The organism is Microbulbifer discodermiae, from assembly GCF_040742695.1.
Classification (GTDB): Bacteria; Pseudomonadota; Gammaproteobacteria; order Pseudomonadales; family Cellvibrionaceae; genus Microbulbifer.
Genome location: NZ_JBFLAB010000041.1, coordinates 15,419 through 39,332, shown reverse-complemented (window position 1 = coordinate 39,332; position 23,914 = coordinate 15,419). Strand labels below are relative to the sequence as shown.

At 54.2% G+C, this 23,914-nt stretch carries 18 protein-coding genes and 2 pseudogenes; 5 read left to right on the top strand and 15 right to left on the bottom strand.

The features are described from left to right. Positions 1-126: 126 nt before the first annotated feature. Positions 127-762, bottom strand: coding sequence for a hypothetical protein (locus AB1S50_RS14125; RefSeq protein WP_367151494.1), 636 nt, complete (start codon positions 760-762; stop codon positions 127-129). 274 nt (positions 763-1,036) lie between these two features. On the opposite strand from AB1S50_RS14125, the pseudogene AB1S50_RS14120 reads away from it, so the two are divergent. Together AB1S50_RS14120 and AB1S50_RS14115 are read left to right on the top strand one after the other, a co-directional pair. After that, a pseudogene (locus AB1S50_RS14120) lies at positions 1,037-1,288 on the top strand (IS3 family transposase); the annotation flags it as partial. Between the two features lie 68 nt (positions 1,289-1,356). After that, positions 1,357-2,466, top strand: a pseudogene (locus AB1S50_RS14115) (IS3 family transposase). Between the two features lie 46 nt (positions 2,467-2,512). On the opposite strand, the gene AB1S50_RS14110 reads toward AB1S50_RS14115, so the two are convergent. The 14 genes from AB1S50_RS14110 to gyrA form a co-directional block, all read right to left on the bottom strand. Further along, on the bottom strand, positions 2,513-3,787 hold the full coding sequence (locus AB1S50_RS14110; RefSeq protein WP_367151493.1) for a cytochrome-c peroxidase: 1,275 nt from the start codon (positions 3,785-3,787) through the stop codon (positions 2,513-2,515). Between the two features lie 8 nt (positions 3,788-3,795). Further along, positions 3,796-4,746 (bottom strand): FixH family protein, encoded by a 951-nt coding sequence (locus tag AB1S50_RS14105; protein ID WP_367151492.1) that lies wholly within the window; start codon positions 4,744-4,746, stop codon positions 3,796-3,798. A gap of 117 nt (positions 4,747-4,863) precedes the next feature. Beyond that, complete coding sequence (locus AB1S50_RS14100) at positions 4,864-6,195, bottom strand: choice-of-anchor B family protein (RefSeq protein WP_367151490.1); 1,332 nt, start codon at positions 6,193-6,195, stop codon at positions 4,864-4,866. Between the two features lie 1,302 nt (positions 6,196-7,497). Continuing rightward, the gene (locus AB1S50_RS14095) at positions 7,498-7,806 is read right to left on the bottom strand and encodes a ComEA family DNA-binding protein (protein ID WP_367151488.1); all 309 of its coding nucleotides are present in this window, start codon (positions 7,804-7,806) and stop codon (positions 7,498-7,500) included. Between the two features lie 115 nt (positions 7,807-7,921). After that, positions 7,922-8,629 carry an orotidine-5'-phosphate decarboxylase gene (gene pyrF, locus AB1S50_RS14090; RefSeq protein ID WP_367151487.1) on the bottom strand — a complete coding sequence of 236 codons (708 nt, stop codon included), beginning with the start codon at positions 8,627-8,629 and terminating at the stop codon, positions 7,922-7,924. 42 nt (positions 8,630-8,671) lie between these two features. Then, positions 8,672-9,862 (bottom strand): lipopolysaccharide assembly protein LapB, encoded by a 1,191-nt coding sequence (lapB, locus tag AB1S50_RS14085; RefSeq protein WP_367151486.1) that lies wholly within the window; start codon positions 9,860-9,862, stop codon positions 8,672-8,674. 1 nt (position 9,863) lies between these two features. After that, complete coding sequence (locus AB1S50_RS14080; protein WP_367151485.1) at positions 9,864-10,172, bottom strand: lipopolysaccharide assembly protein LapA domain-containing protein; 309 nt, start codon at positions 10,170-10,172, stop codon at positions 9,864-9,866. A 56-nt stretch (positions 10,173-10,228) separates the two neighbouring features. After that, positions 10,229-10,537, bottom strand: coding sequence for an integration host factor subunit beta (gene ihfB, locus AB1S50_RS14075; protein ID WP_367151484.1), 309 nt, complete (start codon positions 10,535-10,537; stop codon positions 10,229-10,231). A gap of 141 nt (positions 10,538-10,678) precedes the next feature. Continuing rightward, positions 10,679-12,358 carry a 30S ribosomal protein S1 gene (gene rpsA, locus AB1S50_RS14070; RefSeq protein WP_367151483.1) on the bottom strand — a complete coding sequence of 560 codons (1,680 nt, stop codon included), beginning with the start codon at positions 12,356-12,358 and terminating at the stop codon, positions 10,679-10,681. Positions 12,359-12,510: 152 nt separating this feature from the next. Beyond that, a complete protein-coding gene (gene cmk, locus AB1S50_RS14065) occupies positions 12,511-13,224 on the bottom strand; it encodes a (d)CMP kinase (protein WP_367151482.1) in 714 nt (237 codons plus the stop codon). Positions 13,225-13,265: 41 nt separating this feature from the next. After that, positions 13,266-15,530, bottom strand: a complete 2,265-nt coding sequence (locus tag AB1S50_RS14060) for a bifunctional prephenate dehydrogenase/3-phosphoshikimate 1-carboxyvinyltransferase (RefSeq protein WP_367151481.1) — start codon at positions 15,528-15,530, stop codon at positions 13,266-13,268. Beyond that, on the bottom strand, positions 15,530-16,633 hold the full coding sequence (pheA, locus tag AB1S50_RS14055; protein WP_367151480.1) for a prephenate dehydratase: 1,104 nt from the start codon (positions 16,631-16,633) through the stop codon (positions 15,530-15,532). The genes AB1S50_RS14060 and pheA overlap by 1 nt, the downstream gene beginning before the upstream one ends. Positions 16,634-16,671: 38 nt before the next feature. Then, entirely contained in the window at positions 16,672-17,751 is a 1,080-nt protein-coding gene (gene serC, locus AB1S50_RS14050) for a 3-phosphoserine/phosphohydroxythreonine transaminase (RefSeq protein ID WP_367151479.1), read from the bottom strand. 515 nt (positions 17,752-18,266) lie between these two features. Next, entirely contained in the window at positions 18,267-20,828 is a 2,562-nt protein-coding gene (gene gyrA / locus AB1S50_RS14045) for a DNA gyrase subunit A (RefSeq protein ID WP_367151478.1), read from the bottom strand. Between the two features lie 223 nt (positions 20,829-21,051). Between gyrA and AB1S50_RS14040 the strand changes: the two genes are divergently transcribed. The 3 genes from AB1S50_RS14040 to AB1S50_RS14030 all read left to right on the top strand — a co-directional run bounded on the left by AB1S50_RS14040 (position 21,052) and on the right by AB1S50_RS14030 (position 23,874). Beyond that, positions 21,052-22,401 carry a TRZ/ATZ family hydrolase gene (locus AB1S50_RS14040; RefSeq protein WP_367151477.1) on the top strand — a complete coding sequence of 450 codons (1,350 nt, stop codon included), beginning with the start codon at positions 21,052-21,054 and terminating at the stop codon, positions 22,399-22,401. A gap of 83 nt (positions 22,402-22,484) precedes the next feature. Further along, entirely contained in the window at positions 22,485-23,186 is a 702-nt protein-coding gene (gene ubiG, locus AB1S50_RS14035; RefSeq protein WP_367151476.1) for a bifunctional 2-polyprenyl-6-hydroxyphenol methylase/3-demethylubiquinol 3-O-methyltransferase UbiG, read from the top strand. A gap of 19 nt (positions 23,187-23,205) precedes the next feature. After that, positions 23,206-23,874, top strand: coding sequence for an HAD family hydrolase (locus AB1S50_RS14030; protein ID WP_367151475.1), 669 nt, complete (start codon positions 23,206-23,208; stop codon positions 23,872-23,874). The last annotated feature ends 40 nt before the right edge of the window (positions 23,875-23,914 follow it).

Here is a 23,914-nt window from a genome sequence, read left to right as displayed (position 1 = left end):
CAGTGCACCTGGAATCTGCTGAGAAGTAGATTCCAGGTGAAAAAACAAACAATCTCAGGGTTGTTTTGGTCAAATTCAGGCCCGCACCAGAAAATACTGATACTGCCGTAGCGATTGTTGAGTTATTCAGACGTTCCCTAGCATGAAAGTCGCTGCATCCTCTATGATTAATCTTTGGAATGTATATTCCCCTCCTCCAATTAATCTGAGTTCAGCTTGTCCACGTACAATCACCTCACCATATCTACCTGGTACAAGGGTTCGAGTGGTATTTCCTTCTAGCGTATAGTTAGTTGTGCCAGTAGTAATTTCCCTAGTAGTTATTTCTACTGAAGGAAGATTAGGAACCGTTGTAATCTTACTACGAAGATAGTCAGGGGTAAGATTATTATTTTGAGTAACTAATGAAAATCCTTCTATATACCTTTTAAAGCGAAGCTGACTTACTGTAATATCAGTATTTCGATCGAAAACAGTTCCAATAACATCAATCATTAATGCTTCCACGACTGCATTTGAGCCTATATCTAGCGCTCTGTTACTGGGCTGATTATCATTTCCTACTCTAATATGATCAACAGAAACTTCTGCCCTATCATTTATCTTTAAAAATTCAGAAGCTGCAAGGCACCCATCCGGTGATTTAGTTGTAACTGTAGTGCACTCCACTTCCACACCCACATCAGGTTCTGTACCCTGGGCTACCGCTGAAGTAGCCATTAACCCAAAAATAAAAAATCCTGCAATCAAAGATTGATTCATAATTTATTCCTATATATAAAAATATTTATTTCAAATAATTAATCTTAATTAGCATTAGTATATCTTAAATTTTTACTTCTCCTTAAAATTATTAATGTATGAATAATCTATAAATAATTTATATTCTCTACGCATAGAAAGCGTCAACATTTCTTTACTTTCGACCCTCAAAGTTTGATCTTGTTCTTATTTCTTTAATTTCATAGTGAATTTACTGTAAGTATACCGGCTACCACCTTACATATATTTTTGTAATACTAATGATTGATAAGACTTGGTGAAGCGAGCACTATTCCGGGCGGTTTTTCAACATCGTCCAGAGCCAGAGTTGATCCAACACACGGATTGAGGGAGTCAGTATTGCGCCCAGTCCTACCGTGACCTGCAGAAGCAGTTTGATATGGTGTCTTCGATGTTTCGCAAGGGGAACTGTTTTGACAACGCACCAATTGAGAACTTTTGGGGCGCACTGAAGAGCGAGGTCGTGCACTACAGTCGTTTTGCCACTCGTGCGGAGACGGAGGCGTAAGCTTCCCTATTAGTAGACAGTTTCAAACTTAGCGCATTCTGACAAACTATGGTCAGGAGGCCGGCATGAAGAAATCAAAGTACTCGGACAACCAGATTGTCTCGATCCTCAAGGAGGCCGAGGCGGGGATGAAGGTGAACGAGCTGTGCCGCAAGTACAGTATCAGCTCCCCCACCTACTATGCGTGGAAGGCCAAATTCGATGGTCTGGATGTGTCGCAACTAAAGCGTATCCGGGCGCTGGAGGCAGAAAATGCCAAGCTGAAGCGTATGTACGCCGACAAGGCCATGGAAGCGGAAGCCATGCGGGATCTGATCGAAAAAAAGCTCTGAAGCCGATCGAGAAGCGTGATGCCGTAGCGCACTTGGTTAAGGCGCACGGGCTATCCAAACGCAAAGCCGCCCGCTGTATTTGGCTATCGCGATCGGCCCTGTATCAGCCGTTGGTGGACTGGTATGAGCGAGATCGGGATGTGATCGAGCCCCTGTTAAAGCTGACGGAGCAATGTCCGGGGCTCGGTTTCTGGAAGCTGTTCGACCGGTTGCGGCGCCAAGGTTGTACCGCCAACCACAAACGCGTTGGGCGTATATACCGGGAATTTAAGCTCAATAGGCGTCGTCGCACCAAGAAGCGGCTGCCGGTGAGGAAGCCTCAACCGCTGGTTGCACCCCAGCAGCCTAATCAGGTCTGGTCCGCCGACTTCATGAGTGATGCAGTTTATCTAGGCCCAAGGTTCCGCACCTTCAACATCGTTGATGACTTTAACCGAGAATGTCTGGCCAATGAAATGGATACCCCACTGCCCAGTGCGCGGCTAGTCAGAGTCTTCGAACAGCTCAAGGAAGAACGCGGGTTGCCGGACATGCTGAGAACAGACAACGGCCCGGAATTTCTTGGACAGGTATTTACCGACTGGTGTCGGGAGCATGGCATTCTCATCGATTACATCGAGCCGGGCAAACTGAACCAGAATGCATTCATCGAATGGTTCAATCGCAGCTACCGAACCGAGATCTTAGATACCTGTTTGAAAACCTCCTCGAAGCAAGGGAGGTTACATGGAACTGGCAGCTGGAGTACAACGAAGAGCGTGGTCACACGATTCGCTCGGTGGGCTCACACCCGCCGAGTTTTACCAACGAGCAGAAAGCTCTAGTTTTGAGTTGTCCACTTGACGGGGAAGCTTACGATAAGGGCCATCCCTTAGTATACACATTGGTTTCAGTCAGGTGCCTTCCAAAGTGGATCGTCTAATGAAATAGGTGAAGACAAAGTATGTAAAAAAGCTCTCAGTTGCTTTATCTGCATCTCATCCAGCTTTAAGGGGAATATGTCAAAGTGGGGGCGACTCGGGTGTTGTTCACGATCATAATAGGGTGGAGTCGGACTATTGTAATGTGCCAATACCGCTTCCAGAGTGGCAAATTGTCCTGCGTGCATATAGGGAGCTGTGTGAGCGACGTTGCGTAAAGTCGGGGTTTTAAATGCACCGACCAATTCCCGGCCCTGCTTTTTTAAAAAACGCATCTCCTGGCAATCATCAGGGTCTGCATCACTTTGTTCGGAGAGGCAAGTAAAGGCATCTTGCTGCAGTAACACTACACCCGCATAGCGCCCCAAATCCACATTTTCCAGATCTGCTTCAGGTGCGCCAATATTATGAAATTCATAGTTTGTAAATAGTGGTCCATTATGGCAACTGGCGCAGTTGGCACGCCCCATAAACAATCGCATTCCAGCCACTTCATCTTCATTCATTAAACCAGCCAGTAATCGATCATTAGTTTTATCTCTTTGCAACTGCTCTACAAATCGATCAAACCGGGCTGGCAGAAGACTCAATTTACGCTCGTAGGCCATTATAGCCTTACCTACCTGACTAAAAATTTGATTTACCGCAGTCTTTTGCCTACTTGTTAATCTGCCAAATCTCCTCGGCCTATCGATTACCTTTTTTAGTCGTATCCAATTTACTTTATTGGAAAATAATATATCAAAATCTTTCTGATAGTACTTTCGGATAATTCGCACTAATTCAGTGGGGTCGAGTCCATGTTCATTAGTATCCTGCAATGGTCCCAGTGCCTGGGACCACAAACTGTCTTTACGGCCATCCCAAAAGAACCATGGGCTGTAAGGAGCGCCAAGTATAGTCGGTGCATTTCTCCTGGTGGTTCCCAAAGCTTTAGATCTGGCAAGTCCATCAGTGAAATACTTATGTGGCTGGTGACAGCTGGCACAGGAAACCTTCCCATTGACGCTCAGCCGCTTATCGAAAAACAGTCGCTGACCGAGAGCAGCTGCTCTAGGGTCATCGGCTACAAGATTATCCGATGCAATTGGCATAGATGGCAAACTTGCCAAAGAAAATTGCTTGAGAAAGGCAACATCTGTATCAGTAAAATGATAGCTCCCCTTAGCAAGGGCAAAATTTTGAGTGGTATCAAACAATAAAGCTAACAATAGTTGAAAACATACTAGAAATTTTTTTTTCACGACAGTGCCTATAGGCGAAGATTAAACGTAACACTATCTTCATGATCGTTGGTATTGATATTAAACGTCATCACCCACCACCCTGGCATTTGGAACTTCACACCTTGCACCCGATAAATCCCAGGATCTATTTCCTCTGTAACGCGCGGCTGTGTTGGCAGGCCGTGTACATGCCCCGGCATATGCCCTTCTATTTCAATATCAGCGCCACTCAAAGGTTTACCATCGAGTCTCGACAACAGCAAACGCCACTCATGGATTTGATTCAGAGGAACCAAAGTGGTTTCAGTTTCTGGTTCCACATGAGCAAAAACTTTAAGTTTTCTTGAAATCTTGAAGCTGCTAAGATTTAGCTCTCCGGGTATATTCTGCCCACTTAGTGAGGGCACCTCCAAACTCATATCCGAGTTTGAATTAGTTTTCCCTGCAGATGAATTTATATTCAATTTTCCAGGATGTACACTGCGAATATTGGTATTATGTCCTGTGATAGGGCCATTATTTTTGGAGCTTCGCATCCTGTCAGTTAAACGGATATGTGGTCGCCAAATCTGTATATAGGCCTTTTCCAACAGGATAAGCGCTCGCATGCGCTGATCCAATGCCTGATTGCGCAGTCTGCTGACTTGATCCTGCCATAGAGGAACTTCTCCGGCAATTATACTAATCGTATCTTTGATTAGTTGATGTCCATTGCCTTCTGGTATTATATCTAGTTGACCGCGTAATTGGCTCAGAGACTTACGCAGTCGATTACTGTGAAGGCTTAATGATACAGATTCAGCTTGCGCTTCCTCGGCATTATGTAGCAATTTTTTTCCAACTACAAGCATTGTCTGACTAGTTTCATCGTATGTACTATTTTCTTTTAAAAAACTAATTTCACTTGCTGCAGCTGTCAACGAAAAGAATAAACACATTATTATATAATTACCACGAAAGTTAAATTTCGCTTGCATTATTATTCCTAAAAAATTCAAGTTATGTAGATTTCTTCAACCTATCTCCAGCGTTAATCAATACCGAGATAGCCTGTGCGCATTGCGCACAGGCTATTTGCTACTTGACTACTCTTATTACTGCAAGTTTGCAATTTTTTGGTTTTGAATTGCATTCCAATCAGGACGTACTATATACAAACCATTTCCTATGTCACTTACAATAATGTTACCACTGGAGAAATAGACATAACTACTCCAGGCACCGGAGAACTGTGCACTATTTGAACTTGGAATCGTATCAAAATAAGCCACTTCCAGGAGGCTACCCGAAGCGATATTAGCTGCATCCAGAATACGTAGACCCGCCCGGTAATTACTTTCAAATACATAGCCATTATTTGTGTAAAGGTTGTGGTCTATGGCTCTGGTTGGCCCCACATAACGCCCCGTCTCAACCGGTCCATTTAAGTTACTAACATCAAAAATATAAGAGGTCGTGTTTAGACCACGAGACGCTTCATCCTGCTCATCATTCATAATTAAAAAGGTATGATTGTCGTCCAGAAACCATCCCTGATGAGTATATCTGGAACCCTGATATCCTGTTCGCGATAACTGTTGTGGGTTTAGCTTGTCGGTCATATCCACAATGGTAATAGTATCTTCATTGTAGCCGACGCAAATCTCTCGACCCACATAAAATGAGTCCGGACCTGAATAAATAACACATTGAGCATCATGGGTATAACCGTCGGAGGAAAAGCATCCTGCATAACGAGGATTATTTGGAGTGGAAATGTCCACTGTATACAGACCGCCACTGCATTGATTACTACCGACGACGTAGGCATACCCGCTATCCTCATTGATAGCGATATTGTGGGCATTTCCAAATCCACCCATATGCGCGGTTTCACTAAGTGTCTGGCCTGGGGAAGGCAGATTGCGCAAGGTGCGCAGATCGAACACCTGGAGACCGTGCGTACTATTGCCAAATCCATCGGCCACAATAAAGACGTGGTCATTATAAACTTTCATATCACGCCAGGAGGACGATCCATTGTTGTGCGACGGCAAAAAACCCAGAAATACGGGTGCATCTGGCACAGTTATATCTACAAATGAAGTCCCGTTGGTCCTTCCCACTATTGCAATCTCAGCGCCGGTTTGAGGGTCGGAATAACCCCATATATCGTTAAGATTAGCACTCCCACCACCCATTTGACTCTTGGATACAAATGACATCAGATCAACATTTCTGCAAGGAAAGCCTCCGGCATTTCCGTTTAGGCAGAATTGAATCGCCTGCATATTACTATTTAGCCTGCGTAAATCCTGTGGCAATCCGCCATTATTGCTGTCGTCAAATTTGTAATTGTCTGGAAACATGGCGCTATGGCTTAAGGCAAAATGCGAAATTAGCAATAGGACTGCAGCTAAGCTATAGCGTTTGAAGAATTGGAACATTGCCTGTGACTCCTTGTGCTGTTGGCGAGTAAATTCACTTTAAATATTCAATCTACAACCATCTTCAGACCGGATAGTATGTTCGAACCCTTTTAAAGAAAATCTATTTTGGGCTAAAAAAATATTATCTATTGTGAGAAGGAATTATTCCTGTAACGGACCTTCTATTTATTATTAATGTATCTTTTAAAAAAATCTCCTTCTAAAGTAGTCCAAGAACCGATGTAAATTTTATCTAAAAAATATATTTAAACTACTAACTTAACTACAACTACTCGAGAAATATCAAAATTATTTTTTTAATCTAATCATACTTGAATATAAATTGGTCATTTAGCAGCTATAGATACCAGCTCCAACGCATACTCCTGGATATTTATAACTTTTCCCGAAGGGAACCATAAACGATACATACCTTCAAGATTTCTAGCCAAAAAAATACAACAGCGATTTATTGCTCTATTCCAACTTCTCAGGTGATACGACGACAAAAGCCAACCCATTCGAGACTGATTTGGCGGAAAAACCACTTATTGGGTCAACCGAAAACCACTTGATAAGGTCATAAAACAGTTGGCGCTTCTTGGATTTTAATCGAAAGATGTGGCGCCTATTATTTTATAAGGAGACACTATATCATAAAACTGTAAAGAACTTGTGCTTGCCGGTTGAAATGTGCGCTTATCGTTTTCGCGAGGCATATATAACTTCCTGAAATTATCGCATCGGAAATATTTCACACCTGCATCAACAAGCATATTGAACGCATGATCTATGGGTTCTGGCTTAATAATGTGACCTAAGGAGTGATTGTGAAGTATTCAGGAATTGGGGACATTAGCCACATAGCAAAATTTATTTGCATGTTGGTGCAACAACTTTGGTTAGTCGGCACAGCCTTTTAAGTATAGCCACTTCGGATCTTCGCTTAATCACTTCTGCCTTAGCCGCTCGAGCAGGGGCGGTATTTCCTCAGCCAAAGTTCATAGGAGCTGCTTGGATAGACTATCTAGATATTGGCAGATTTGGCTTATGGAGCTGGGCTGAAGTATTTTTTGGTGGTTGTTATTTATGATAATGATTCTATCTGCACTGAACCTGCTGCAGACTGGCCACCAACTGACCCGCCTTCGCGGACCATTGTGAAAGCCATTGACATATGGGGGCTTACACCATTCTGTGCTCGGCAGCGACACATCCTTGTGCCGTTTTAATCCTGCGAACATTTAGTTGTCAGATTTTTAGTCGCAACCGTTGTTCAGTACCTGATTCTAAAAGGTCTTCGTAGTCAGAGATAGCGTATTAAAGGAGTATTCGGCTGCGGTTTTTCTCCAGGGTGGCAACCCCAACCCCCTTGACCTCGAGCAGCTGCTCCAGTGTTGTAAAAGGGCCATTGGTCTCGCGGTATTTGACGATCATTTCCGCGCGCGTCTGACCCACACCGTCCAGCTTTTGCGCCAGCTCCTCGGCGGTAGCCGTGTTCAGGTTGACAGTAACGGCGGCCACCTCGGCAGCCTCTCCCGCCGTCTCTTGTGCCTGTGATAAGCCACATGCAAGCGCAAGAATCAGAATAGCAAGATAAAATGGAACAGATTTATTAAATAGGTTCATTAGCCGACTCCCAGTGAATGTTGATTAGCTTCACATCGGGACTGCTTTTACCTCCCCTAGCCCGGCCACTGTAACAGTTCTTTCGGCCCTGACGAAAAAAAATAATTACACGTAATTACATTCCCAATTCGACAAGAATCCTGCGCAACGCCGCTAGCGGTTCGGCCGTACCGGTTATCGGCCGGCCTATCACCAGGTAATTGGAACCCCATGCTACTGCCTGCGCCGGAGTCACGATACGGTGCTGGTCATCGCTGGCGGACCCAAGTGGACGTATGCCCGGTGTCACCAGGGTAAAGTCGAACCCACACACAGAACGCAGTGCCTGCGCCTCCCTTGCGGAACACACTACCCCGTCCAAACCGCTATTCTGCGCCAACTGTGCCAGAGACACCACCTGTTCGCCGAGGGAACGGTCCACACCGGTCTCGGCCAGTTCTTCCGGTGCCATACTGGTAAGCACAGTGACGCCGATCAGCAAAGGCTTGTTGCCGTCGATCGACTGCAGCGCAGCTGCAGCGGCCTGCATCATCCTGGCACCGCCACTGGCATGGACATTCACCATCCATACCCCGAGCTTTGCCGATGCCCTGACCGCCGCCGCGACTGTATGGGGAATATCGTGAAACTTGAGATCCAGAAAGACCTGGAATTCCCTCGCCACCAGCTCTTTCACCAGCTGCGGCCCGGCGATGGTAAACAATTCCTTGCCCACCTTTACCCGGCACAGGGAAGGATCCAGCAAATCGGCCATCGCCAGCGCCGCAGCACTGTTGTCGTAATCGAGCGCAACCACAATGGGAGATAAAACGTCGGACTGCAAAGAGGACACCTCTCTTGAATAAATCTGTGGCAGAATGACTTGCTACTCGCCTTCCACACCCTTTACCGATCGCACTGTATCCCAGCGCTTGCAGCTGGGGCAAAGCCAGTGCAGCTGATTGCCGGAAAATCCACAGTGACTGCAACGATAGTGGGGCCTGGTAGCAATCAGCTGGTCGATCAGTGTCTTCAGCAGCGATAAATTTTCCCGCGCGCGTCCCTGGGTACTGTCGATATGCAATTCAAGAAAGTGCCCCAGCCCCCGCAGTGAAGGGCGCATGGCCAGCTGTTTGCCCATGAATGCCGCGGCAGCGGCCTCGCTCTGTTCCTGCTGAATGCGGTCTGTCAGAGTGATCAATACACTGTTGGAGGGATGCTCTTTCAACAGAGCTTCCAGGTATTTGTCCAGCCCCTTTTCGTCACCTACAGCGATATAGCAGGTTATCAGCAAATCCAGAATTTCCGGGATATAGTCCGGATTGTGCTTGGGAATGCGCTGCAGTACTTTGATGGCTTCACCGGGGCGGTTCAACAGATACTCTAACTGGCCCCAGAGCAGATTGGCACGCACCGAATTCCGGTCAAAGCCAAGGGCCGAGTCAATATGCTTGCGGGCGCTCAAATAATCTTTGCCATTGATCGCCTCGTCCGCAAGCTCACAGCAGAAGTGCGCCTGGATCGGATTCCACTGGGAGGCGAGGCGTTTGAAACGCCGCCCCCCTTTGAGCAGGTCCACGGCATGCACCGCCTTGGCCCACTCCCGCTCGTCGCGGTAAACCTCAACCAGATGTTCAAGACTGGTGTTGCGCAGATCTGGCGAGGTTTCCACCAGCTCCTGCAGCAGGCGCTCGGCACGGTCCAGCCAGCCGGCGGCAATATAATCGCGCGCCAGTTCAAGCTGGGCTTTTTGCTGGCTCTGCCGCGACAGGCTGGGGCGCGCAAGGAGGTTCTGGTGTACCCGGATAGCCTGATCATGCTCCCCGCGTTTGCGCAACAGGTTTCCAAACGCCAGGTGTGTATCGAAAGTGGCACTGCTGACTTCAAGGGAATCGATAAACATATCGATCGCGTCGCCGTGACGCTCGTTCAGCAGGTAGTTGAGACCCTGCGCGTAGGAGCGGGCCAAAGCCTGCTGATCGGAACAGTCTGTTTTGTTATTGGCACTCCTGCGGCCCAAAAACCAGCCGACAGCGATCGCCGCGAACAAAAACAGGAAGAAGGGGAAATCGGCCAAGCTAGTCTCCGGAAGCTGTTCGGCGCGCCATGTGCGACTCTTTCTCAGACCGTCGCAGCTGCCTCTCCAGCCTGTGGACCCGCCGCCGCTCGACATAGAAAGGCGGCAGACCGGCCAAAACGCCAAGCAGTGCGCCCAGCAACAGGAAACCGATCAACCAGAAGCCCACGCTCCCGGTCGGCAAAGCATAACCAGCAAGGGTGGGCGTGATGGATTGCGGATTATCCACAGAAAAATATACGCCGATAACGACACAGAACAGGGCCAGCAGCCCATAGCAAAGACGCAACAACCAGTGTAGGAATGACACGGAAACCTCCAGTCTCCGGAAGAGCTGATAGATATAATCGCCAAGTATATTGGCGATTATGTTTCGGTCACTGTCTCTCGATGCATACGCTCATTGACACGGTCGCGCAATTCCTTGCCCGGCTTAAAGTGTGGAACATACTTGCCCGACAACTCCACCGCATCACCGGTCTTGGGGTTACGACCTGTACGAGGTGCGCGGTAGTGCAGGGAAAAGCTGCCAAAACCGCGTATTTCGATGCGCTCTCCCCTGGCGAGCACATCCGACATGGAATCCAACATCACCTTCACCGCCAGCTCTACGTCCTTGACCGGCAGCTGGTCCAACCTTAAGGCAATCCGTTCAATCAACTCGGACTTGGTCATGTGCCGCAAATCCCTGTGTAAGTCATTGATAATCCTAGATTAGAGCGGCAATCATCCAATAGAAAGCCGGACTGGGCAACCCCGGTCCGGCTCTTTATAGCACCAGGCAATAAACCTGGCACAATTGACAACTTTGGACAATTAGTCCTTGTTGTTCATCTGCGCCTTGATCAGGTCACCGATTGTGGCCGGTTGCACCTGTTCTGCCTGCTTCTTGCTATGGTCCTTGATGGCCTGCTTCTCATCATCCTGGTCCTTGGCTTTGATGGACAGGCTGATCACGCGGTTTTTGCGATCCACGCTGGTGATCTTCGCTTCCACCTCTGCACCATCTTGCAGAACATTGCGGGCATCTTCCACCTTATCGCGGCTGATTTCGGAAGCGCGCAATATGCCTTCCACCTCTTCAGCCAGGGTGATTACCGCGTGCTTGGCGTCAACTTCCTTCACAGTACCAATGACGATACTACCCCGGTCGTTGGTGGCCACGTAATCCGAGAAGGGATCCGACTCCAGCTGCTTGATGCCCAGGGAAATCCGCTCGCGGTCGGAATCAATTCCCAGGATAACCGTTTCAATCTCATCGCCTTTCTTGAACTTGCGCACAGCTTCTTCGCCGGCTTCGTTCCAGGAGATGTCGGACAGGTGAACCAGGCCGTCGATGCTGCCGTCCAGACCGATGAAGATACCAAAGTCTGTGATCGACTTGATTTTGCCGGAGATTTTATCCCCTTTGGCAAATTTGCGGGCAAAGGCATCCCAGGGGTTTTCCTGGCACTGCTTGATGCCCAGGGAGATACGGCGGCGCTCTTCGTCGATATCCAGGATCATCACCTCGACCTCGTCGCCGACATTGACGACTTTGGACGGGTGGATGTTCTTGTTGGTCCAGTCCATTTCGGACACGTGCACCAGGCCCTCGACACCCTCTTCCAACTCGGCGAAGCAGCCGTAGTCGGTCAGATTGGTCACAACCGCCTTCACGCGGCTGTTTTCCGGGTAACGCTGCTTGATGGATACCCACGGATCCTCGCCCAGCTGCTTCAGACCCAGAGATACGCGGCTGCGCTCCCGGTCGAACTTCAGCACCTTGACTTCAATTTCGTCACCGACGTTCACAATCTCGCTGGGGTGCTTGATACGTTTCCAGGCCATATCGGTGATATGCAGCAGGCCGTCGATACCACCCAGATCCACGAAAGCTCCGTAGTCGGTAAGGTTCTTGACGATACCCTTGACGCTCATGCCTTCCTGCAGGCTCGCCAGCAGCGCTTCGCGCTCCTCGCTGTTTGCCGCTTCCATGACCGCACGGCGGGATACCACGACGTTGTTGCGCTTGGCATCCAGCTTGATAACTTTGAATTCGAGTTCCTTGCCCTCCAGGTGGGCGGTGTCGCGGACCGGCCGCACATCCACCAGAGAACCGGGCAGGAAAGCGCGGATGCTGGCCACATCCACCGTGAAACCACCTTTTACCTTGCCACTGATCACGCCCTTGACCACTTCGTCTGCAGAAAGCGCAGCATCGAGTATCTTCCACGCTTCGGCGCGCTTGGCCTTCTCGCGGGACAGCCGGGTTTCACCGAAACCGTCTTCCACGGCTTCCAGAGCAACCTGTACTTCGTCGCCCACCTGTAGTTCCACTTCACCTTTTTCATTGGCAAATTGGGCGGCGGGGATAACGCCTTCGGACTTCAGGCCCGCGTGAACGGTTACCCAGTCTTTGTCCACGTCGATTACCACACCGGTCACAATCGCACCCGGTGCCATCTCTACGCTTTTCAGGCTCTCTTCAAATAAATCAGCAAAGCTCTCGCTCATTACCTTACCTATATATTGGGCTCAACCGGCGCTAACTCGGTATTCTAGTCATTCACCAGTCGCAGCCCCACCGCGCTGCCAGCACGCGGGCCGTATTACAACAGCGGCCGGGCAATTCTGGCTGACCCCGGCCGCTGTCATTAAAATCTTGTTCACTGCTCCCGCCGCTGGGAACCAGCCTGGGGAATACGCTCGCGCACCAGCTGCAAGACCTGTTGCAGAACCCCTTCTATACTGGTGCTGGTGCTGTCCAGCAGCACCGCATCTTCAGCGGGTGTCAGTGGCGATGCCCGCCGGTTCATATCCCGGGCATCCCGGGCGCGGATATCCTCCAGCAGGTCGCGGAGGCTAACAGAAACACCGCTTTCCCGCAACTGTTCACAGCGGCGCCTAGCGCGCTCCTCCGCACTCGCGGTGAGGAATATTTTCAGCGGCGCATCGGGAAACACCGTGGTGCCCATATCGCGGCCATCGGCCACCAGTCCGGGTGGCTGGCGGAAATCCCGCTGGCGCTGCAGCAACGCCTCGCGCACGGCCTGCACCGCCGCCACTTTGGAAGCCGCCATGCTCACGCGCTCAGCGCGGATATCTCCACTGACATCCCGGCCCTCCAACAGGGCTGCAACCCCCTTGTCGCTGAGTTGAAAACAGATGTCCAGGCCGGCGGCTATCCCGGCCAGGGCGGCGCCATCATCAAGGTCCAGGTTCCGGTTCAGAGCCGCCAGGGCGGTAAGGCGGTACAGGGCTCCGGAATCCAGCAGGGCGTAGTTGAGCCGGTCAGCCAACAGCTTGGCGATGGTACCCTTACCGGAACCGCTGGGTCCGTCAATGGTGATTACGGGGGACAGAGATTGGGGGTCGGTCATAGTGTAGGGTGTCACTCGCTCTAATCGACAAAGGCCGACAGTCACTGATCCGCGCCTTGCGGGCCCGGCGGATTTGCACTTGTCCCGATGCGCAGGCCGGCTTCACAGGCCAGCTCCACAAAGCGCGGAAATGAAGTGGCCACATTGGCGCAATTGAGAATCTGGATACTAGCGTCGGCACGCAGCGATGCCACCGCAAACGACATGGCGATTCGGTGATCGCCACAACTGTCCACGGTGCCTCCGGAAAACACTTGCCCCTCGCCACGCCCTTTGATCAGGATGCCGTCTTTCCTGGGCTCCGCCTCCACCCCCAGGGTGCGCAGGCCGTCTGCCATGGCCTGGATCCGGTCGCTCTCCTTGACCCGCAGTTCCTCCGCGCCGGTGAGTAGCGTATCGCCTTCAGCACAGGCGGCGGCGATAAAAATCGCCGGGAATTCGTCAATCGCCAGTGGCACCTGGTCCTCGGGGATGCGAATCCCCCGGAGCGGCGCATGGCGCACGCGGATATCCGCAACAGGCTCGCCCCCCACCTCGCGCGGGTTATTCACCTCTATGTCCGCACCCATGGCGCGCAGAATATTGATGGCGCCGATACGGGTCGGGTTGATACCCACATGGGGCAGCTCCAGCTCTGAACCCGGTGCTATGGCCGCCGCCACCATAAAGAAGGTGGCAGACGAAATATCCGCAGGCACATCGATCCTGCATCCTTTCAGGCGTCCGCCACCCTGCAGAGAGGCAAATCCATTCGACTGCTCCACCCGGTAACCAAAGCCCCGCAGCATACGCTCCGTATGGTCGCGGGTGGGCGCCGGTTCGAGAGTACTGGTCTGACCGTCTGCATAGAGGCCCGCCAGCAGCACACAGGACTTCACCTGGGCACTGGCCATTGGCAGCCGATAATCGATGCCGCACAGCTTGCACCCGCCCGCTATACGCAGTGGGGGCCGGCCCCCGGGGCCTGTCTCGATACCGGCACCCATATCCCGCAGCGGAGCGGCGACCCGGTTCATGGGCCGTTTGGAAAGGGACTCGTCCCCCGTCAGGGTAACGTCGAAGGGCTGCCCCGCCAGCAATCCCGCCAGCAGCCGCATCGAGGTACCGGAATTGCCCAGGTATAGGGGGCCTGGCGGCGCCTGCAGGCCGTGCAGGCCAACCCCGTGAATCACCAGCCGACCATCTTCGGGGCCCTCGATCACGACCCCCATATCGCGAAATGCCTGCAGGGTCGCCAGGGCGTCCTCTCCCTCGAGAAATCCCTCCACTGCAGTGACACCCTCTGCCAGAGAGCCCAGCATAACGGCGCGGTGGGACATGGACTTGTCACCGGGAACCCGCAGCCTGCCGCTGACGGATGACCCGGGCTGGACGATAAAAGTAATTGCCTGTGCTTGCATAGGTTCGATATACGCTTGTTTAGCCAGTATTTTGCTGAAATGATCCCGCGCTGCCTTGGCGCGGGTGAACACCCCCATGAGGTAATCGCTGTCTCCCGCCTCTATGGCCCCACGGAGGGCCGCAAGGTTGGCACTGTACAGATCGATCGCGTTGAGAATTGCATCGCGATTGGCCAGCATAATATCCCGCCACATGACCGGGTCGCTGGAGGCTATCCGGGTAAAATCGCGAAAACCACCGGCGGCATAGCGAAAGATATTTTCGTTTTCCGCGTCGTGGGCCAGGGTATCGACAAGTCCGAAGGCGATGACGTGGGGCAGATGGCTGGTGGCGGCCAGCACTTCATCATGCTCCTCCACCGGCATGGTCAGTACTTCGGCGCCCGCCTGCCGCCACATTTGCTGTACCAGCCGCAAGTGATGCGCGCCGGTGGAATCTGCAGGCGTGAGAATAACGCGGTGATCCCGATACAAATCACTCAGAGCCGCCCCGGTGCCGCTCCGCTCCGACCCGGCGATGGGGTGTCCCGGCACCAGGAAGTCCGGCACCTGGCCCCAGATTGCGCGCGCCGCCGCCAGCACACTGCCTTTCACACTGGCGGCGTCAGTGACTGTTACACCCGCCGGCAGAGCATCGCGCAAGGTGGCGAAGACGGACTCTATCGCCAGTGTCGGCACTGAGATAAACACTAAATCGCCGGGCTCCAGACCTGCCACCGCCTCGGCGAGGTCAGTGCCGGCACTGTCCACTATCCCCAATTCCAGCGCCAGTTCACAGGATCGCCGGCGAAGGTCCACCCCGATCACCTGCCGGCAGGCACCGGAGCCCTTGAGAGCCAGTGCCAGGCTGCCACCGATCAACCCCAACCCGACAACCACCAGTCGACCGATAATCGCTTGCGCCACTAGAGCACGCCCCGCGGATAGGAGCCGAGTATTTTCAGGTCCGCAGCACAACTGCCCACTTCCCGCAGGGCCTCCTCCACGGCGGGGGTGTCCCGGTGTCCAATAAAATCGATAAAGAAAACATAGGTCCAGTTGCCGGACTGGGATGGACGCGTCTCAACCCTTGTCAAATCGACTTTATGGCGCTGAAAAGGCGCCAGTAGATCGTGCAGCGCACCCGGCTCGTTGCGCATGGACACCATGAGCGAGGTTTTGTCATCCCCACTGGTGGGCACCGCCTGAGAACCGATAATCAGGAATCGCGTCGAGTTGTCCGGGCGGTCTTCTATTTTCTCCGCCAGGATTTTCAGGCCGTAAAGCCCCGCCGCCATGTCCCCGGCGATCGCCGCCGCATTCCACTCCCCCTTGACCCGCTTTGCCGCCTCCGCGTTACTGGCCACGGCCACCCGCTCGACGCCGGGATAGTGGGCATCCAGCCACTTGCGGCATTGCGCCATGCTCTGTGCGTGGGAATAGATCCGACTGATGGAGTCGGCGCGGGTGATGTCAGAGATCATCAGGTGGTGGTGAATACGCAGTTCCACCTCGCCACAGATCAGCAGATTGGAGTTCATAAAACTATCCAGCGTATGGCTGATGACCCCCTCGGTGGAATTCTCCACCGGCACCACGCCATAGCTCACAGCACCGGCCTCGACCTCGCGAAACACCTCATCGATGGCTGCCAGGGGTCGGCTCTCGGCGGAGTGGCCAAAATGCTTCAGCGCCGCCTGCTGGGTAAAGGTGCCCTCGGGCCCCAGGTACGCCACCTTGACCGGCTCCTCAAGCGCCAGACACGCCGACATGATTTCGCGAAACAAGCGCGCCATTTCTTCATCCGTCAATGGCCCCTGATTACGCTCCATCGCATGGCGCAGCACCTGCGCCTCTCTTTCCGGGCGATAGTAGAGCGCAGTCTGGCCACTGGCTTTCTTGACCTCCGCCACTTCCAGGGCGCATTCGGCCCGCGCTGAGATCAACTGCGCAATGTCGCCATCTATCCGGTCTATACGGTCCCTCAGCACCGCCAGGAGCCGCTTCGTTTTTTCTCCGGGTTCAGCCATTTATCCGTCCACAACAATTTTCAGGCAAGGGCAATATCTCAGGCATAGCGCTGCTCAAACTCCGCCATAAACACCAGTAGGGCCTCTACCGCCTCAACCGGGACGGCGTTATACAGTGAGGCGCGCATGCCTCCCACTGACCTGTGCCCCTTCAGGTTCAGCAGCCCCGCTGCCTTCGACTCTTGCAGAAACAAATGGTCGAGGGCCGCATCTGCCAGTGTAAACGGCACATTCATACGCGAACGACTGCCCCGCTCGACGGGGCTGGAATAAAAATCGCTGCGGTCAATAAAACCGCACAGCAGGGACGACTTGCGCAGGCTCTGCTCAGCCATTGCCTCCACACCACCCTGGCCCTTGATCCACTTAAACACCAGGGCGGACAGATACCAGGCGAAAGTCGGCGGCGTATTGTCCATGGAGCCGGCGTCCGCCGCCACCTTCCAGTTGAGACTGCGGGGGATCCCGGGCAGGGCCCTATCCAGCAAATCGTCTCGCACAATGGCCACCGCCAGGCCCGACGGCCCAATATTTTTTTGTGCACCCGCATAAATCATACCGAACTTTTCCACCGCCACCGGCCGCGAAAGAATATTGGAGGACATGTCCGCCACCAGCGGGCAGGTAACTGCCGGCACATAATCGAACTCCACGCCGCCGATGGTTTCATTGGGGGTGTAGTGCAGATAGGCGGCGTTTTCGCTCTGCCGCCAGCTAGTCGGGCCCGGCACATAGGTAAAGCCCCGATCTTCACTGGACGCCACCACATTGACCTGTCCGTAACGCCGGGCTTCTACAATCGCCTTGTCGGCCCAGTGGCCGCTGCGGATGTAATCCGCCACCCGGTCGCCGCCGCCCAGGAGGTTCCAGGGCACAGCGCTGAACTGGGCGGTGGCGCCGCCATGCAGAAACAATACACGGTAATTTTGCGGAATCGCCAGCAGGTCGCGGAGGTCCTGTTCGGCGGTCTCGGCCACCTCGGTAAATTCCGGCGAACGATGGCTCACTTCCATAACCGAGCAGCCTCTGCCACCCCAGTCCAGCAGTTCCCTTTGGGCCTGCAGGAGAACAGCCTCGGGCAGTGCCGCAGGGCCGGCACTGAAATTAAACTTCCTCATGAATCAAATTCCATCGCACACAAAATAAATACTTACCCGGCAACCCATGGGTAATCCCTTACCTATCGGGTCGTCGCCCTCAACGCCTCTCCGGGGCCAAGGGCAGCGGACTACTCGCAGGTTGTTGAAAAAGGCATCCTGCCTGTTTCAAAACACGAAAAGCGAAAAATGTGATTTTCACTTTTCTCCCAAAATCAACGACTTAGGCGTCGTTGATTTTGCCGGAACATCCATATTCCGGTACCAGGCGTCGAAATTCTTCGAATTTCAACAGCCTGCTAGGGATTCGGTGCAACCTGTAGCGCCTTGTCCAGCAACGCCGCAGGCTCCGCTGAGGTCGTACTGAATTAATCAAAGGCTACTAGGGCCTGTTCACACTAACTGAGTTGGCCCTAGATAAATTGACGCAAAAAAGCCAAAAATAAAAAGGCACATCACATCGAACGCCATTTCTTAGTAGGCCAGAGGCAAAAAAGGCCGCGGAAATTCGCGGCCTTTTACTCACTGACAGAGGATCATTCTCCGCCTCCCAGGTCCTCACTCTCTTCGGACTCCTCGATTCGCGCCAGCCCCACCAGGTGCTCTCCCTGTTTCAGGCGGATGACCCGCACCCCCTGGGTATTGCGGCTCAATACGGACACCTCATCGACCCGGGTACGCACCAGAGTGCCCTGGTCGGAAATCAGCATCATTTCCTCACCTGGATTCACCTGGCAGGCCCCGATCAGCTCACCATTGCGCTCGCTCTCTGCAATGGCGATCACCCCCTGGGTACCCCGCCCTTTAGCGGGAAAATCCTCTATCGCCGTGCGCTTGCCGTATCCATTCTCAGTTACGGCCATCACGGCGCCGCCCTCTTCCGGGATCACCATGGCGATCACCCGTTTGCCCTCCGGCATACGGATTCCGCGCACACCCCGGGATACGCGGCCCATGGAGCGCACATTGCTCTCGGAAAAGCGCGCGGCCTTACCGCCACTGGTAAACAGCACCGCGTCGCGCGTGCCATCTGTAATGGCGGTAGCCACCAGCCGATCGCCTTCTTCCAGTTCAATGGCTCTCAGCCCGACACTGCGCGGACGCGCAAATGCGGATAGCGGCGTCTTCTTCACAGTGCCGTTGGCGGTGGCGAAAAAGATAAAGTGATCTTCATCGTACTCGGAAACCGGCAGCATGCTGGTGATCCGTTCATCCTCTTCCAGCGGCAACATATTCACCATCGGGCGGCCGCGGGAAGCCCGCCCCGCCGTGGGCACTTCGTATACTTTGAGCCAGTAGACTTTACCTTTGTTGGAAAAACACAGAATGGTATCGTGGGAATTGGCAATCAGCAGGTGCTCGACAAAATCCTCGTCCTTCACCTGGGTCGCGGATTTACCCATGCCACCGCGACGCTGGGCCTGGTAGTCCGCCAGCGGCTGGCTTTTGGCATAACCACCGTGGGAGATGGTCACCACCTTGTCTTCCGGGGTGATCAGGTCCTCCACGGTCAGGTCGCGACGGGAAGCCACGATGTCCGTGCGGCGCTCATCACCAAAATCCTGTAGAAGCTGTTGCAACTCCTCGCGGATCACCTCCATCAGGCGCTCAAAGCTGCCCAGGATATGCAGGTACTCCGCAATCTGCGCCAGTCGCTCCTCGTATTCGGTCAGCAGTTTGTTGTGCTCCATACCGGTGAGGCGGTGCAGCCGCAGTTCCAATATGGCCTGAGCCTGGGCCGGGGAGAGGTGGTAGGTACCATCATCGCGCAGGCCAAACTCCTTCGGCAGCGAGTCCGGGCGGCAGGCGTCGGCACCGGCGCGCTCCAGGAACTGCTGTACTTCGCCGACAGACCAGCCTCTCGCCAGCAGCGCCTCGCGAGCATCCGCCGCCGTGGCCGAGGACTTGATCAGTTCGATTACCGCATCGATATTGGCAATGGCGATCGCCAGACCTTCGAGGATATGGCCCCGTTCCCGCGCCTTGCGCAGCAAGTAGACAGTGCGGCGGGTAACCACCTCCTGGCGGTGGCGGATAAAGTACTCCAGTAGTTCCTTGAGATTCAGCACTCGCGGCTGGCCGTCCACCAGCGCCACCATGTTGATGCCGAACACACTCTCCAACTGAGTCTGGGAGTAGAGGTTGTTCAGTACCACATCGCCCAGTTCGCCGCGCTTCAGTTCAATCACCACCCGCAGGCCGTCCTTGTCGGACTCGTCGCGCAGTTCTGAAATACCCTCGATTTTCTTTTCCCTGACCAGTTCGGCGATACGCTCGATCAGCCTGGCCTTGTTCAGCTGGTAGGGAATCTCGGTGATGATGATGGTTTCGCGATTCGATTTGTCATCGCGGATCACGTCTGCCTTGGCGCGCACATAGATGCGACCGCGGCCGGTGCGATAGGCCTGCAGAATTCCGGCGCGGCCATTGATAATGGCACCGGTGGGAAAGTCCGGGCCCGGCACATGCTCCATGAGCGCATCGACACTCAGGTCGGGATTGTCGATCAGCGCCAGGCAGGCATTGATCACCTCCACCACATTGTGCGGGGGAATATTCGTAGCCATGCCCACGGCGATACCGGACGACCCGTTTACCAGCAGGTTCGGGACCCGCGACGGTAATACCTCCGGCATCTGCTCGGAGCCGTCGTAGTTGTCGACAAAGTTGACGGTTTCCTTGTCCAGATCCGACAACAGCTCGTGGGCCAGCTTGTCCATACGGATTTCGGTGTAGCGCATGGCGGCCGGGCTGTCGCCATCAATGGAGCCGAAATTCCCCTGGCCGTCCACCAGCGTGTAGCGGAGGGAAAAAGGCTGCGCCATGCGCACAATGGTATCGTAAACTGCGGAATCACCGTGGGGATGATACTTACCGATCACATCTCCGACGACACGGGCAGACTTCTTATAGGGCTTGTTCCAGTCGTTCTTCAGCTCGCTCATAGCGAAGAGCACGCGCCTGTGCACCGGCTTGAGGCCGTCGCGCACATCCGGTAGTGCCCGGCCGACGATCACGCTCATGGCGTAGTCGAGATAGGATTGCTTGAGCTCTTCCTCGATATTGATCGGAGAAATTTCTTTGGCTAACTCGCCCATAGGTTTCCGGCATTCCTTAAGTAATGGTCACCGCCCCCCAGGCTCCGCAAGGTGAGGCTGATCGACCCCTCGGACCCGTGCCAGTGGCTGGCCGCCAGGGATCTGGTAAAGCGGGCAATAGTACCACAACTGGCGCCCTGAAGGACGGGGCAAACCGGACTTGTTCCCACCGCACCGCGCGGCTAAAGTCTATCGCCTCACTCAGCGACCCGGGTCAGGCTAAATGTCTGCAAGCACATCCGTTCCTACTATCGACACCCTAATTCACTCACGCTGGATTATTCCGGTGATCCCGGAACAGAAGGTGTACGAAAATTGCTCACTAGCAATTGACAAAGGGCAAATCATCGCCCTGCTCCCCTCGGTTGAAGCCTCGGCCCGCTACCGCCCGCAGCGGGAAGTGCACCTCAATCGGCACTTGCTGATTCCCGGCCTGATCAATACCCATACCCACGCCGCCATGAGTCTGTTTCGCGGCCTTGCGGACGACCTGCCGCTGGCCCAGTGGCTGCAAGAGCACATCTGGCCCGCCGAGCGGAAGTGGGTTGACGCGTCCTTTGTCGCCGATGGCTCCCGCCTCGCCATCGCCGAAATGATCCGCTCCGGCACCACCACATTTTCCGACCAGTATTTCTTTCCGGAAGCCACCGCTGAGGTGGCGCGGGATACGGGGATGCGGGCGGAACTGGCCTTCCCCATCATCGATGCTCCCACCCCCTGGAGCCGCGATGCGGAAGACGCGCTACACAAAGGGCTCAAGTTGCGCGATGTCTACCGCACCCACGAGCGCATCGGCGTAGTGCTGGCCCCCCATGCGCCTTACACGGTTGGGGATGAGACTCTGGAAAAAATCGCAATCTATGCCAACGAGCTGCAAATTGCCGTACAGATGCACCTCCACGAGACCGCAGGCGAAGTCCAGAAGGCGAAGGCTGAGACCGGCGAACGGCCCCTGCAGCGCCTTCAGCGGCTGGGCTTGCTGTCGCCCCAGATGCTGTGTGTCCATATGACTGAGGTGAACGACACTGACCTCTCCCTGCTGCGGGAGAGCGGCGCCCATGTCGCTCACTGCCCGCGCTCCAACCTCAAACTTGCATCGGGGTTCTGCCCCGCAGCGCGCCTGCTGGATGCCGGGATCAATGTGGCACTGGCTACCGACGGCGCAGCGAGTAACAATGGACTGGACCTGCTGGCCGAAGCCAACACAGCCTCCCTGCTGGCCAAAGCCCTCAGCGGGGATGCCAGTGCCATGCCAGCGCATCAGGCCCTGGCTTCAGCCACCATCAACGGTGCCCGCGCCCTGGGAATCAGCGATGTCACCGGTAGTCTGGAGCCGGGTAAAAGCGCGGATCTCGCCGCCATCCACCTGGGGGAGCTGGAACAGCAGCCTCTGCATGATCCGCTCTCCCAGCTGATCTATACCGCCAGCGGCCAGCGCGTCACCGACGTCTGGGTGGCCGGCCGCCAGCTGCTTCGTGACCGCGGGCTTTTGACCATCAACGAGGCCGAAGTCATTCAACGGGCGCGCCAGTGGCGTGCTAGAATCGCGGGCCTGCCCGATGCCGAACAATAGCCGCCGACGGCGGCCCAACAGGATGTAAAAGTCGGGCTTACCCGGGCTGCCCCAACCGATGCAACTGCCAACAAGTAGACGATATGAGTAATGTTGACCCCGCGGAAATCGCCAAATTCGAGCAGCTAGCCAGCCGCTGGTGGGATCGCCATGGGGAATTCAAGCCGCTGCACGACATCAACCCCCTGCGCGCCAACTATATCGACCAGCGGGCAAAGGTGGCGGACAAGAAACTGCTGGACGTCGGCTGTGGGGGAGGCATTCTGGCCGAAGCGATGACCCAGCGCGGTGCCCAGGTCACCGGCATCGATCTGGCCGAAGCACCGCTCAAGGTAGCAGAACTGCACGCATTGGAAAGCGGCCTGTCCATCGACTACCGGCGAATCGCGGTGGATGAGCTGGCGGAACAGGAGGCGGGCAGCTATGACGTGGTTACCTGCCTGGAGATGCTGGAGCATGTCCCGGATCCGGCAGCAATAATTCGCGCCTGTGCCAGGCTGGTCAAGCCCGGCGGCGATCTGTTCTTTTCCACCATTAACCGCAATACCAAGAGCTGGCTGCTGGCAATAGTGGGGGTGGAATACGTCTTGCGCATGCTGCCCAAGGGAACCCACGAATACAGCAAATTTATCCGTCCATCGGAGCTGGGGGGCTGGCTGCGGGAGGCGGATCTGACCTTGCATGATATCTGCGGCATGACCTATAACCCCATCACCCGCAACTACAAACTCAACCCCCGGGACGTGGATGTAAACTATCTGGTGTACGCTACCAACCCGCAGTGATGGACACCAGGAACGAAGTATGAAAGCAGTACTCTTTGACCTCGATGGTACCCTTTTCGATACAGCGCCGGATTTTGTCGTGGTGTTGAATCAGCTGCGCCACCAGGAACAGCTGCCCCCACTGGCGGAGGAAAACATCCGCGCAGCTGTCTCCAATGGTGCCCGGGGAATGGTGACCCTGGCGTTTGCCCTGGGAGAGGACGATCCCGGCTTCGACGACCTGCATCAGCGGTTTCTCAATCTGTACCTCAATCATCTGGCAGTAAAGACAGTGCTTTTCCCCGGTATCGAGACACTGCTGCACACGCTGGCTGAAAACAGCATCGCCTGGGGCATTGTGACCAATAAGCCGGAAGCCTATACACTGCCCCTGCTGAGCGCTTTCGCCCACCTGCCCCCGCCCGGTGCGGTCGTATGCCCGGATCATGTCCGGGATCGCAAACCCCACCCGGAAGCAGTGCTGCTGGCCTGCACACAAATCGGCTGTGACCCCCGGGAAGCCATCTACGCTGGGGACCATCCGCGGGATATAGAAGCGGGCCGCGCCGCCGGCATGCCAACTATCGCCTGCAGCTACGGCTATATCGGCACAGACGTGGATGTGACCGACTGGAATGCGGATCACAGGATCAGTTCTGCAAATGAAATCTGGCCCCTGCTGCAGACCCATTACCTGCAGAGACCCTGAGCACCTGCAACCTTTTTAGTCAACGCCCACTGAACACCAC

What these genes read in the sequence shown, in the direction of transcription:
- ihfB (WP_367151484.1), bottom strand. Translation starts at nt 10,537, where the DNA reads ATGACCAAGTCCGAGTTGATTGAACGGATTGCCTTAAGGTTGGACCAG.
- AB1S50_RS14125 (WP_367151494.1), bottom strand. Translation starts at nt 762, where the DNA reads ATGAATCAATCTTTGATTGCAGGATTTTTTATTTTTGGGTTAATGGCT.
- AB1S50_RS14040 (WP_367151477.1), top strand. Translation starts at nt 21,052, where the DNA reads ATGTCTGCAAGCACATCCGTTCCTACTATCGACACCCTAATTCACTCA.
- ubiG (WP_367151476.1), top strand. Translation starts at nt 22,485, where the DNA reads ATGAGTAATGTTGACCCCGCGGAAATCGCCAAATTCGAGCAGCTAGCC.
- cmk (WP_367151482.1), bottom strand. Translation starts at nt 13,224, where the DNA reads ATGACCGACCCCCAATCTCTGTCCCCCGTAATCACCATTGACGGACCC.
- AB1S50_RS14100 (WP_367151490.1), bottom strand. Translation starts at nt 6,195, where the DNA reads ATGTTCCAATTCTTCAAACGCTATAGCTTAGCTGCAGTCCTATTGCTA.
- AB1S50_RS14095 (WP_367151488.1), bottom strand. Translation starts at nt 7,806, where the DNA reads ATGAACCTATTTAATAAATCTGTTCCATTTTATCTTGCTATTCTGATT.
- pheA (WP_367151480.1), bottom strand. Translation starts at nt 16,633, where the DNA reads ATGGCTGAACCCGGAGAAAAAACGAAGCGGCTCCTGGCGGTGCTGAGG.
- serC (WP_367151479.1), bottom strand. Translation starts at nt 17,751, where the DNA reads ATGAGGAAGTTTAATTTCAGTGCCGGCCCTGCGGCACTGCCCGAGGCT.
- AB1S50_RS14105 (WP_367151492.1), bottom strand. Translation starts at nt 4,746, where the DNA reads ATGCAAGCGAAATTTAACTTTCGTGGTAATTATATAATAATGTGTTTA.
- AB1S50_RS14030 (WP_367151475.1), top strand. Translation starts at nt 23,206, where the DNA reads ATGAAAGCAGTACTCTTTGACCTCGATGGTACCCTTTTCGATACAGCG.
- rpsA (WP_367151483.1), bottom strand. Translation starts at nt 12,358, where the DNA reads ATGAGCGAGAGCTTTGCTGATTTATTTGAAGAGAGCCTGAAAAGCGTA.
- gyrA (WP_367151478.1), bottom strand. Translation starts at nt 20,828, where the DNA reads ATGGGCGAGTTAGCCAAAGAAATTTCTCCGATCAATATCGAGGAAGAG.